13 protein-coding genes are annotated in these 11,514 nt (G+C 70.9%); 3 read left to right on the forward strand and 10 right to left on the reverse strand.

Going from position 1 to position 11,514, the window contains the following annotated elements; all coding sequences use genetic code 11:
- Positions 1 to 19: 19 nt before the first annotated feature.
- Positions 20 to 1,168 carry an epoxide hydrolase family protein gene (locus JOE59_RS07645; RefSeq protein ID WP_204459619.1) on the reverse strand — a complete coding sequence of 383 codons (1,149 nt, stop codon included), beginning with the start codon at positions 1,166 to 1,168 and terminating at the stop codon, positions 20 to 22.
- The gene (locus tag JOE59_RS07650; protein ID WP_204459620.1) at positions 1,165 to 2,016 is read right to left on the reverse strand and encodes an MBL fold metallo-hydrolase; all 852 of its coding nucleotides are present in this window, start codon (positions 2,014 to 2,016) and stop codon (positions 1,165 to 1,167) included. Before JOE59_RS07650 ends, JOE59_RS07645 begins: the two co-directional genes overlap by 4 nt.
- A gap of 160 nt (positions 2,017 to 2,176) precedes the next feature.
- On the opposite strand from JOE59_RS07650, the gene JOE59_RS07655 reads away from it, so the two are divergent.
- Positions 2,177 to 2,905, forward strand: coding sequence for a GTP pyrophosphokinase (locus JOE59_RS07655; protein WP_204463305.1), 729 nt, complete (start codon positions 2,177 to 2,179; stop codon positions 2,903 to 2,905).
- A gap of 26 nt (positions 2,906 to 2,931) precedes the next feature.
- Here JOE59_RS07655 and JOE59_RS07660 read toward each other — a convergent pair whose 3' ends face one another.
- Entirely contained in the window at positions 2,932 to 3,624 is a 693-nt protein-coding gene (locus JOE59_RS07660) for an ArsR/SmtB family transcription factor (protein ID WP_204459621.1), read from the reverse strand.
- A gap of 64 nt (positions 3,625 to 3,688) precedes the next feature.
- On the opposite strand from JOE59_RS07660, the gene JOE59_RS07665 reads away from it, so the two are divergent.
- Both JOE59_RS07665 and JOE59_RS07670 read left to right on the forward strand, forming a co-directional pair.
- Positions 3,689 to 4,522, forward strand: coding sequence for a hypothetical protein (locus tag JOE59_RS07665; RefSeq protein ID WP_204459622.1), 834 nt, complete (start codon positions 3,689 to 3,691; stop codon positions 4,520 to 4,522).
- Complete coding sequence (locus JOE59_RS07670; protein WP_204459623.1) at positions 4,506 to 5,324, forward strand: isocitrate lyase/PEP mutase family protein; 819 nt, start codon at positions 4,506 to 4,508, stop codon at positions 5,322 to 5,324. Before JOE59_RS07665 ends, JOE59_RS07670 begins: the two co-directional genes overlap by 17 nt.
- Position 5,325: 1 nt before the next feature.
- Here the strand turns inward: JOE59_RS07670 and ligD are convergent, their stop codons facing one another.
- The 7 genes from ligD to JOE59_RS07705 form a co-directional block, all read right to left on the reverse strand.
- Positions 5,326 to 6,345, reverse strand: coding sequence for a non-homologous end-joining DNA ligase (gene ligD, locus JOE59_RS07675; RefSeq protein WP_204459624.1), 1,020 nt, complete (start codon positions 6,343 to 6,345; stop codon positions 5,326 to 5,328).
- 51 nt (positions 6,346 to 6,396) lie between these two features.
- A complete protein-coding gene (locus JOE59_RS07680; protein ID WP_074259289.1) occupies positions 6,397 to 6,687 on the reverse strand; it encodes a DUF2277 domain-containing protein in 291 nt (96 codons plus the stop codon).
- Between the two features lie 38 nt (positions 6,688 to 6,725).
- Positions 6,726 to 7,511 (reverse strand): lysophospholipid acyltransferase family protein, encoded by a 786-nt coding sequence (locus JOE59_RS07685; protein WP_204459625.1) that lies wholly within the window; start codon positions 7,509 to 7,511, stop codon positions 6,726 to 6,728.
- Positions 7,512 to 7,571: 60 nt separating this feature from the next.
- Complete coding sequence (locus JOE59_RS07690; RefSeq protein ID WP_204459626.1) at positions 7,572 to 8,078, reverse strand: nitroreductase family deazaflavin-dependent oxidoreductase; 507 nt, start codon at positions 8,076 to 8,078, stop codon at positions 7,572 to 7,574.
- A 31-nt stretch (positions 8,079 to 8,109) separates the two neighbouring features.
- The gene (locus JOE59_RS07695; RefSeq protein WP_204459627.1) at positions 8,110 to 9,171 is read right to left on the reverse strand and encodes a YihY/virulence factor BrkB family protein; all 1,062 of its coding nucleotides are present in this window, start codon (positions 9,169 to 9,171) and stop codon (positions 8,110 to 8,112) included.
- Positions 9,172 to 9,307: 136 nt separating this feature from the next.
- Complete coding sequence (locus JOE59_RS07700; RefSeq protein ID WP_204459628.1) at positions 9,308 to 10,123, reverse strand: aggregation-promoting factor C-terminal-like domain-containing protein; 816 nt, start codon at positions 10,121 to 10,123, stop codon at positions 9,308 to 9,310.
- 299 nt (positions 10,124 to 10,422) lie between these two features.
- On the reverse strand, positions 10,423 to 11,229 hold the full coding sequence (locus tag JOE59_RS07705; RefSeq protein WP_204459629.1) for an aggregation-promoting factor C-terminal-like domain-containing protein: 807 nt from the start codon (positions 11,227 to 11,229) through the stop codon (positions 10,423 to 10,425).
- Between the last annotated feature and the right edge of the window lie 285 nt (positions 11,230 to 11,514).

The raw sequence follows: 11,514 nt of genomic DNA on the forward strand, positions 1-11,514 counted from the left end.
CGCGCACCGCGTCGTTCCGTCAGTTCCCGCGCGGACGACCGTGCTCGTCGAAGAACGCCGCGAGATGCCCCGCGAGCAGTTCGGGCTCCTCGTGGGCCATGAAGTGACCGCCCGCCGTCGCCGGGTGCCACACCCTGATGTCGCTGCACGCTCGTTCGGCGATGCTCTTCGGGATGTCCCGGATGATCGCCTCGGCACTGAGCGTGAATCCCGCCGGCACGGTGATCACGGGTCGCGGCGCGTTCGCCGGGAAGTCGAAGTACTGGCGGAACGAGGTGCCGATCGAACCGGTCGACCAGTACAGGGTCGCGAGGGTGAGGAGGGTCTCTCGATCGAAGCGACGCTCGAGGTCGCCGCCGGCGTCGCTCCAGTCGCGGAGCTTGTCGATGATCCATGCGAGCAGCCCTGCCGGCGAATCGATGAGCGCCGCCGCGACCGTGTCGGGCCGCGTGCCCATGATGGCGCTGTACCCCTCGTCGCCCTCGTCGAACTCGGCTTCGGCCTCGAGCACAGCGCGCTCCGCAGACGTCAGCGGCGCCGTGAACTCCGCCGGGAACGGCGGATGGATCATGTAGAGGCCGAGCACTCGATCGGGATGCTTCGCCGCGATCCATGCGGCAACGGTGCCGCCGATGTCGCCGCCGAAGACGCCGAACTGCGCATCGCCGACGAGCTGGCGCATCAACGCGGCCATCAGGTCGGCCATGATCTCCCGTGTCAGGGGAGCATCGGGCAGCTCCGAGAAGAGGAAGCCGGGCATCGACGGGATCACGAGGTCGAATCGCAGACCGTGCATCTCGCCCGCCGCCTGGAGCGCATCGGCGAGCGGCAGCATCTCGAGGAAACTCGACGGCCAGCCGTGCATCACGAGCAGCGGGATGGTTTCGCCGTCGGCCGCGCCGACGCTCGCGCGAACGAAGTGCACCCGGGTTCCCTGCACCAGTGCCTGCCGGTGGTCGAGCCGGTTCAGGCGCGTCTCGACCGAGCGCCAGTCGAAGGTCTCGGCCCACTCGGTGACGAGACCCGCGAGATAGCCGGGATCGACGCCTCCGGCCCACGGGCGGCTGCTGCTCCGCTGAACGAATCGGGTGCGACGGAGTCGTCCGCGCAGGTCGTCGAGCTCGTCGTCGGAGAGGTGGATCGCGAACGGATCGCCGTCGGCGTTCATGCCCGCGCCTCCCTCCGCGCGTCGAGTACTCGGTACGCGCGTTCGACGGCGCCGCCGAGCCCGTCGACGGGGATGGACCAGTCATCGTGGGCGGCGAGCGCCTCGGCCGGACTGAGCCCGGCCGCATGCGCTGCGCGGAACCGATCTGCGATGAGCCCCAGCTCCCCCGCCTGCCGTTCCACGAACGCCCGGTCGACCACCCTGCCGTGCCCGGGCACCACCGGATCGCTCGGCCGCATCGACGCGGCGAGCACATCGAGCACACCCGGCCAGCCGAGCGGGTAGCTGCCCGACCCGTACATCACCGGCCCCGACTCCTCGATCAGGTCGCCGAGGATCCAGACGCGCTCATCGGGCACGAAGAGCGCGAGATCGGTGTCGGTGTGCGCGGGCGACTGCGGGCGCAGTTCCACGACGCGGTCGCCGAGGTTCAGCACCAGCGGTTCGACGATCGGATGCGTCGGGGGCGTCAGCACCACGTCGGCCCACTGCCGTTCGGGCTCGCGACTCGGATCCGCGCGCCACGCCGCGAGACGCGGCCCCTCGAACTCGGCGAAGTGGGCGGCGATGTTCGCGTGGCCGTAGATCGCGGCATCCGTCGGCGTGCCCGGCCCGAAGACCTGATTGCCGAAGGTGTGGTCGAAGTGCGCGTGGGTGTTCACGACCCAGCGAACCGGACGGTCGAACCGCGTCGCGATGTCTGCGGCGAGTTCGAACGCCTCGCTCGGCTGCACACGGGTGTCGACGAGGAGAAGCCCGTCGGAGCCCTCGATCACGACGATCGAGATGTCGAACGGGTCGTACCGGCGCTGATGGACGCCGGGAGCCACGGTGAGCCACTCTGCCATGCCTCGAGCGTAGCGACGCACCGAGGGGCCGGCGGTGCGCCGGCGGCGAACACCGCGCAGTTCAGGCGCAGATCAAAGCAAATGCAGAGCTTCGCGTCGTAGCGTGGCATCCGTGACCCCGCTCGACGGCACCCCGCCCACCCGGCACTCCGCTCCGCCCATGCTCACGGCACGCGCACAGCGCACGCTCGAGACCATCGACGGCCAGACGCTCGACGAGATGCGAGCCCTCCGCGACGAGACCGAGCGCTTCATGCTGCGCTACAAGTTCGGCATGGACGAGGTGATCACGAAACTCTCCATCCTTCGCGAGGAGTTCAACCAGACGCACGACTACAACCCGATCGAGCACATCTCGAGCCGGTTGAAGAGCCTCGACAGCGTCATCGCGAAGATGCAGCGCAAGGGCATCGACCCGACGTTCGACACCATCCGCGAGACGATCACCGACATCGCCGGCGTGCGAGTGACGTGCAGCTTCGTGTCCGACGCCTACCGCATATTCGAGCTGCTCACCGCGCAGCGCGACATCAAGGTGCTGCGGGTCAAGGACTACATCCAGGAGCCGAAGTCCAACGGTTACCAGAGCCTCCACGTCATCGTCGAGGTGCCGGTGTTCCTCTCGACCGGGGCGCACCCGGTCGCCGTCGAGGTGCAGATCCGCACCATCGCGATGGACTTCTGGGCGAGCCTCGAGCACAAGATCTACTACAAGTACGACCGACAGGTGCCGAAGGAACTGCTCGACGGGCTGACGGATGCCGCGCACACCGCAGCCGAGCTCGACACGCGCATGGAGCGGCTGCACCGCGAGGTGCACGGGGCTCCGCGCTCCCCTATCGGCGCCGACATGCACCCGGTGGCCGGGCGCCCCGGCAACCCGGTCTGAGCAGTACCCGGGCTCGCATGCCCGGCTCAGCCTCGGGCGATCGCGGCGAACTCCCGTGAGCCCGCCTCGGTCACCCGGAGGGAGCGGTCGCCCGTGCGACGCTCGACCCAGCCCTCGGTGATCAGCCGCTCGAGCACGTGGGCGCCGAGTCGACCGGCGAGGTGCGGACGGCGCTCGGTCCAATCCAGGCATCCGCGCACCACCGGTCGACGCGCGGAACCGGCGATGCCGATGCCCTCGGCGATGCCGAGCCGCTCCGCGAGCGGCGTGCCCGGGTCGAGCACCCGACCCGGCTCTCCCGCGACAAGGGGCGCGATCGCTCCCTCGCTCACGAGCGCGTCGGCGAGGTCGAGTGCGAGACGGCCTGCGAAGTGGTCGTAGCACGAGCGTGCGAGGGCGAGCCGTTCCGCTGAGGCGGACTGCGCGTACGAGTTCACCGTGCGCCGAGGCGCGATCAGTTGCAGTGCCTCGACGGCGTTCGCCACGTCGGCGCTCGCGAGCGTGAAGTACCGGTGCCGGCCGAGCCTGCGATCGGTCACGAGTCCGCCCGCGAGCAGCTGCGCGAGGTGCGTGCTCGCGGTCGAGGCGCTCACCCCTGCCACGGAGGCCAGCTCGCTCGCGGGCAGCGATCTGCCGTCGAGGAGCGCCACGAGCATCGCGGCACGGGCCGGCTCCCCCATGAGTCGTGCGGGTTCGGCGAGATCGGCGTCTCCGTGCATGCCACCACGATACGTCGGTGACACTTCGCCGGACATCGAAGCGTCCCGGGCGTAGCGTCGAACCATGATCGAGATCATCGAACGGGCCGAGGTCGAACGCATCCTGAGCGAGCCCTCGTCACGGGTTCCCGAGGCCGCGGTCGCGGCAGGAACCACCGCATCACCGATGACGAGATTCCGTGCCGACGTCTCGCGCTTCGTGAACGGCGCCGAGCACGAGGCCCGCCGCGCCCGTCTCGAGGCGCTGCTCGACGGACTCGACCCGGCCGCCCTCGCTGCTGCCGCCGCTGCGCACGCCCGGGCGGGAACGTGCGCCCGGGACATCCCCGTCGCGGTGCTCGCCGACGCGCTCGGCTTCGCCCGCGCCGATGTCCTCCCTTCGCTCGTCGAGGTGGTCGCGGCCGCCTACCCCACGGGTGCGGCAGCGGACCCCGAGACAGCGGATGCCGCCGTGACCGCGTTGCTCGAGGCATCCGGCGCCGCCGACCCGGCCGAACAGGTGCTTCGCGTGCAGCTGCTCGTGCAGGCGCATGCGGCGACGACGACCCTCGTCGAGCGTGCTCTCGCCCCTGCACGATCGCGCGGAGCCGACGCGCCGACCCGCGCGCTGCTGGAATCCGTGCTCCGCGACGACTCCCCCGTGCCCGTCACGCGACGGCTCGTGCCCGGGCTGCTCGAGGGCGGCGAGATGCTCGTCACGCTGCACCTCGGCGGCCCTGACCGCGAGGCGACCGCCGAACGCCCGGCCCGCGTGCTCGCGTTCGGGGCGGGGCCCCGGGCCTGCCCGGCACCCCATCACGCTCTGGCCATCGCCGCCGCGATCGTCGAGACCATACGCACCGACGGAGCCGAGCGGCGCCGAGACGAGGAGACCTCCCCCGATGCTGACGCCCGCTGAGTTCCGCGCCCTCCATCGACCCGGTTCCCCGATGCTGCTGCCGAACGCGTGGGATCTCGCCTCCGCGCGATGGCTCGCCGCCACCGGCCACCGCGCGATCGGCACCACGAGCCTCGGGATCGCCGTCGGCGCCGGCAAACGCGACGGCGCCGGTGAGATCGCCACCGAGACCTTCGCGCTCGCTCGGGCGGCTGCCGCCCACGGCATCGCGCTCAGCGTCGACCTCGAGGCCGGCTTCTCGGACGACCCCGACGAGGTGGGGCGGTACGTCGCCGAACTCGCCGCGCTCGGGTGCGTCGGCGTGAACATCGAGGACTCGACCGAGCACGGCGACCTGATCGACCCCGAGCTCGCCGCGGCCAAGGTCGCCGCGATCGCCGCCGCGGCGCCCGGGCTCTACCTGAACGCTCGAACCGACGGGTATTGGGTGGCGAGCGAGGACGATGCCGCCGGCCGCTTCGACGACGCGGTGACCCGGGCCCGCCGATATCTGGCGGCTGGGGCATCCGGTGTCTTCGTGCCCGGCGTGCTCGAATCGGCGACCGTCTCCGCCCTCGTGCGCGCGATCGAGGCACCGCTCAACGTGCTCGTCCAGGCGGAGCTGCCGCTCTCGCGACTCGCCGCACTCGGCGTCGCACGGGTGAGCACGGGTTCGCTGCTGTTCCGCACCGCGCTCGGGTCCATCGCGGCAGCCGTCGAGGCACTCGTCGCCGACCGCGAGACCGCGAGCACGCCGACGAACATGTCACCCTGGGTGCCGGCGTATGCCGCAGTTGCGGACCTGCCCGTCGCAGCACCCTGAGTCAGGGCTGCTGCTTGGCCCGGCTCGGCTGCACGCGCATCGGCTCGCCCGGCATCTTCGGGAAGTCGGGAGGGAACGGCAGTTCGCCGAGCCCGTCGTCGAGATCGCGCTGCCACCAGTCGAGCAGCGTGTCGATGCGCCCGGGAGCGTCGTGCATGCCGTGCCACGGATCGCCGACCTGCTGCAGTCGCTCGGGCACGGTGCGCACCGTGTGGTCGCCGGGATCGGTCGAATCGAGCTCGTCCCACTCGAGCGGGCATGACACCGAGGCCTGCGGCAGCGGGCGCGGGCAGTATGCGCCCGCCATCGTGCGGTCGCGGTTGGCCTGGTTGTAGTCGATGAAGATCCGATCGCCGCGCTCCTCCTTCCACCAGTTGGTGGTGACCTCGTCGGGCATGCGGCGTTCGAGCTCGCGCCCGAGCGCGATGACGGCGTGGCGCACGTCGAGGAACTCGTGCTCGGACTCGATGGGGGCGAAGACGTGGATGCCGCGGCTGCCCGAGCTCTTCACGAACGCGGTGAGGCCGACCTCGCCGAGCAGCTTCCTGAGCTCTACCGCGACGGGCACGGCCTCGGCGAAGCCCGTGCCGGGCTGCGGGTCGAGGTCGATGCGCAGCTGGTCGGGGTTGTCGGGGTTCTCGGCGCGGGACGCCCACGGGTGGAAGACGATCGTGTTCATCTGCGCCGCCCAGACCGCGGCGGCGGGCTCATCGACGACGAGCTGCGGGTGCGTGCGCCCACTGGGGTAGGTGACGGGCACCGACCGCACCCACTCGGGTGCGCCCTTCGGAGGGTTCTTCGAGAAGAACTGCTCGCCGTCGACGCCGCCCGGGAATCGCTGCAGCGACACCGGACGGTCGCCGTTCGCCTCGACGAACGGTGCGCCCACGGCGATGAAGTACTCGGCGAGTTCGAGTTTGGTGATGCCGGCCTCAGGCCAGATCACCCGCGACGGACTCGAGATCCGCACGTCGCGATCGCCGTGCGGACCGGGGACGGAGAGAGTGACGGCATCGGCCATGAAGGCGACGCTACTCCCCACGGAGCGTCAGTGCCTCGGCGCCCCGGCGCGTCACGCGATCTGAGCCGTCGCCTGCGTCGCGTACCGGCGCGCCGCCCGCTCCCGGGCCTTGGCGGCCTCCTCCTCGCGATTCTTCGGCGGTGCCGCGGTCACGAGGTCGTCGAGCAGGTGGCGGGTCACGTGCGCGATCTCGGCCACCGCACGGTCGAACGCCTCGGCGTTGGCCTTCGACGGTTTCGTCGAACCGCTCACCTTGCGCACGAACTGCAGCGCCGCGGCATGCACCTCGTCGTCAGTGGTCGCCGGCTCGAAATTGTGGAGGGTGTGGATGTTCCTGCACATGCCACGAGCCTAACCCGCGGCGTCGAGGATGTCTCGGGTCAGTGCCGGTCGTCGCGCGCGGCGCGAGCCGCTTCGCGGGCGGCATCCCGTGCAGCGTCTGCGGCCGCGGCCGCTTCAGGCGTGGGCGCGGTGCCGCCAAGCGAGCGCGGCTGCCACCACATGCCGGTGCCGTCGACCGGGTAGTCGGCCTGCAGTCGATCGACCATGCGCTGCAGGGTCGCACGGAGCTGCTCGGTCACGGTATGCGGGTCTTCGTCGGCGGCGACGGTGATCGGCTCGCCGAACGCGAAGCTCACCGGTACGCCGAACCGCTCGAAGAACCGCACCTTGTGACCCTTGGTCATCAGGCGATGGCCGCCCCAGACGGCGACCGGGATGATCGGCACCCCGGCCTCGGCCGCGAGACGCGCCGCGCCGGTCTTGAGCTGGCGCACGGTGAAGGAGGCGCTGACGCCCGCTTCGGGGAAGACGCCGAGGAGCTCGCCGTCGCGGAGCGACGTCACCGCCTTCGCGTACGCGGCGGCTCCGGCCTTCATGTCGACCGGGATGTGCTTCATGCTGCGCAGCATCGATCCGACGATCGGCTTGTCGAACACGCTCTGCTTGCCCATGAAACGGATGCGGCGGCGGTTGGCGAGCCAGGTCGCCCACTCGACGAGCGCGAATTCGAAGTAGCCGAAGTGCGTCATGGCGACCACCGCGCCGCCGGTCGTCGGCACGTGCTCGGCACCGGTCACGCTGCGCTTCAAGCCCCAGAAGCCGAACAGCGCGCGGCCGGCGACGATCGCCGTGCTGTAGATCGGGTCACTCGGGCGTCGCGTCATATGCCCAGCGTACGGCGTGGCGCTGGGCGCGGCCTGCGTTCTCGCGGCTCCTTCAGCACGTCACATCGGCTCGTGATGCACGTCGGCGACGGGCTGCAGGCGGAAGAGCCGCACGACCCTGCCCGACTCCCGCTCGTACGCGCGATACCCGGGCCACTGCGCCTCGATGCGCGCCCATGCGGCGTCCCGCTCGTCATCGGCGATGCGACTCGCGCGCACCGGCATCCGCTTGCCTCGCACCGTGATCGCGGCATCGGGGTGCGCGATCAGGTTGTACGTCCAGCCGGGATGACGGTCACGGGCGAAGCTCGTGCCGGCCACGATCGCACGGCCGTGCCCGTCGGGCGTGTACATGAGCGCGGAGTCACGGGGCTCGCCCGACTTCGCGCCGGTGGTGTGCAGCACGAGCGACGGCACGAGCAGAGCGCTGAGCTGCACTCGTCCGCCCGAGATCGCGGCGATCACGCGTTCGATCGGCGGAAGCACGCGCGGGGCGCACCAACGGAAGAGTCGCGTGCGGGTCAGCGGTGACACCACGGAGCGGACGAGCTGCAGCACGGTCGGCATCCACCCATTCTGTCGCCCCGATCGCGCCACGTCACGAACCTCCCGCGCGCTCCTTCTCGACGGCCTCACGTGCGGCGACGAGTTCGGCCGCGGCATCCGTCGCCCGGCGCTCCGCCCGCTGCATGCGGCGGATCGCCAGCGTCGGGGCGCCGAAGCGCGCACTCACGCGGTCGTGCTCGTCGTCGACACCGGTCACGATGTAGGCGGCGGCGATGAGGATGACCTGGCTCGAGAGGTTCAGCCAGATGAGCAGGGCGATCAGCGAGCCGAACGAGGCCAGCAGCGGATTGCTCGTCGCCCCGCCGACGAAGAGGCCGGAGAGCACCTGCAGCACCGAGAGTCCGACGGCGCCGAGCAGCGCTCCGCTCCAGAGCGAGCGAGCGCTCGGACGCATGCCGGAGAGCACGCGGAACATGATCGCGATGAGGAGCGCGTCGATCACGAACGTCACCGAGATGGTGACGAACCGGGAGGATGCGTCGAAGACCGCGTCGTGACTCGAGATGCCGAGCCAGCCGAGCATGGTGCCGAGTGCGGTCGTGCTGAAGACCGTGACGGCCGCGGCCGCGGCGAACGCGGCGCCGAATCCGATCGCGAGGAGGAGGTCCCGCAGCATGACCCAGACGAAGAAGGTCTGGTCGTCGGGCTGCGAGCCGAGGCGACGGAAGGCGGTGCGGAGCGACCCGATCGCCCCGATCGCGGCTCCGATGAGGCCCACGAGGGCGAGGATGCCGGCGATGCTGAGGGTCAGCGGCTGCACGACGTCGCCGGGTGCGATCAACCCGCCCTCGCCGAAGAGGCCGGGAATCGCGGCATCGACCGTCTCCACGAGCGCGTCGAGCGCGTCGGGATTGCCTGAGAGCCAGATGCCCGCGATCGCGAAGCCGAGGAACACGCCCGCGAAGATCGAGAAGAGCACCCGGTAGGTCACGCTGTCGGCGAGCATCGCACCGTGGCGTTCGAGGTAGAGGAGGAACGCGCGCGCGGGCTTCAGCTCGAGCGCCCACGACGTGGCACGGGTGCCGAACGCGATGACTCCGGCGAACGCGCCCCGCTTCGCGGCCTTCGGACCTTCTCCCCCGCGCTCGCTCATGCCGTCAGGCTATCGAGGCTCGGATGTCGCGGGTCGACGATCCACGCCGATGCCGCCGATTCGGGCTGCAACGCCGAACGGCGACGACAGCGAGCGCGAGGCCCGACGTCGCCGCCGTTCGATCATCCGTTCGGGATCAGTACCAGCCGGCAGACTCCGAGTGGTCCCACGCGCCGCACGGCGTGCTGTAGCGGCCCGCGATGTAGCCGAGGCCCCAGGTGATCTGGGTGGCGGGGTTGGTCTGCCAGTCGCTGCCGGCCGTGCCCATCTTGCTGCCGGGCAGGGCCTGCGGAATGCCGTAGGCGCCGCTCGAGGGGTTCTCGGCGTAGACGTTCCAGCCGGACTCGCGGTCCCAGAGCGAGACGAGGCAGCCGAACTGGTCGGCGCCCCACCCGTACTGAGCAGCCATGAGGTCACGGGCGATGGCCTGGGCACCGCTGGGGTTGGCGGGGCCGCTGGGGCGCGAGCCGGTCGAGGACTCCGACGACTCCGACTCGGCTTCGGCCTCGGCGGCCGCGGCAGCAGCAGCCGCAGCGGCAGCAGCAGCAGCGGCCTTCTTCTCGGCTGCGATCTTGTCGGCCTTCGCCACGGCGGCCTGCACCGGCGCGACGTGGGCTTCCGTGCGATCGGCGAGTTCGAACACCCGCTCGGGGGCGAGGAGCCGGTAGTTGCCGAGGGCGGCGACCGAAGAGGCGAGCTCCTTGGCATCCGCCTTGCCCTTGGCTGCGGCGAGCGTGTCCTTCGCCGTGGCGATGGTGTCGTTCGCGGCCTTGACGGCGCGGGCCTCGAGGATGCCGGCGTGCGAGCCGAGCTGCTCGACGTCGAGGTTCGCGGCGTCGCGCAGGGCATCGGTCGCGGCGACGCTGTCGTTCGTCGCTGCGACGGCGGACTGCACGGCGAAGCCGGTGCCGACCATGGCGCCGACGGCGACGACGGCTCCGGCCGCGAGCATCGGTCCGCTCCTCCAGAGGGGGCGGTTGCGGCGGGACCGGGGGCGGAGCGCTTCGGTCTCGCGGGCTTCGGACTGGCTGTTTTCAGAAGAGGATGACTGGTTCTGCATGACTTTCACAAGGCGGATCGGCACTGTGCAGAGCACTGGGCGACCCTTGTTCGACGTTCCACGAGCGGGGGCGCCCGGGCGAAGTGGCCAGTCTGCCGAGGCCTTCTGGACGAAACCTCAACTTCCCCTGTGAAAGTCATCCAAATCGGATACCGGCTCCGGCCGCTCGTGTAGCGCACGCGACCACGAAGTCAGTACCAGTTGTTCGCCTCGAAATGGGCCCACGCACCGCACGGCGTGCCGTATCGCCCGGCCACGTAGCCGAGCCCCCAGCTGATCTGCGTGGCCGCGCTCGTCAACCAGTCCGCGCCTGCCGACGCCATCTTGCTCCCGGGCAGCGCCTGCGGAATCCCGTAGGCGCCGTCCGGGCTGCCTGCCGTGACGTTCCAGCCGGATTCCCGGTTCCAGAGTTCGACGAGGCAGCCGAACTGGTCGGCGCCCCAGCCATGGCGAGCAGCCATCATGTCGCGGGCGATGACCTGTGCCTCGCTCGGGTTCGCGGGCGCCGCCGGCGCAGGTCCGCCGCTCGTCGGCGGCGTCGCGGCGTCGCGCTCGGCCGCTGCCCGTTCGGCGGCCGCCTGCTCCGCGGCCGCCTTCGCGGCTGCAGCCTGCTCGGCCGCGACGCGATCGAACTCGACGACCGCGGCCTGCACGGTGACCGCGTGGGCGCGAGCTGCATCGGCGAGCTCGAACACCCGCTCGGGAGCGAGGAGCTCATACGACTGCAGCGCGGCGACGGATGCCTCGAGGTCCGAGATGTCCGACTTGCCGTGGGCTGCCGCGATCACCGTCTCCGCCGAGTGCAGCGCATCGGCCGCGTCCTGCGCGGCCCGCGCCGTGAGGATGCCCTCGTGGGTGCCCAGCTGGCTCGCGTCGAGGTCGGTCGCCGCCGAGAGCTGCGCGGTCGCGGCAACCTGATCGGCCGCTTGCGCTGCGCGTTCGGCGACGGTGTCGTTCGTGATGACGCCGGTGCCCGCCACGGCGGCCAGTGCGAGCACGGAGGCTCCGGAGGCCACGGCGCGCCAGCGCGCTGGTCGTGTGCGTCTGCGTGGGGCTCCTGGTCCGGTCGATCCGCCCGTCGTGGGCCGTGCGGTGGTCGAGACTCCGGACGCTTCGAGCATGCTTCTCCCCCAGCGGGGGCTCGACTCGACTGCCGATCCCCCATCATGCGACGATCCGCGAGCGCCTTCCGCCCGCGGGAAGTTGCCGATCCGCACAGACTAACCGAAGGGTTCCTCGGGTTTGCAAGTCCTTCGTGACAGGCGTCACGTTCGTAGATGTCG

It is taken from the genome of Agromyces cerinus (assembly GCF_016907835.1).
Lineage (GTDB): Bacteria > Actinomycetota > Actinomycetes > Actinomycetales > Microbacteriaceae > Agromyces > Agromyces nitratus.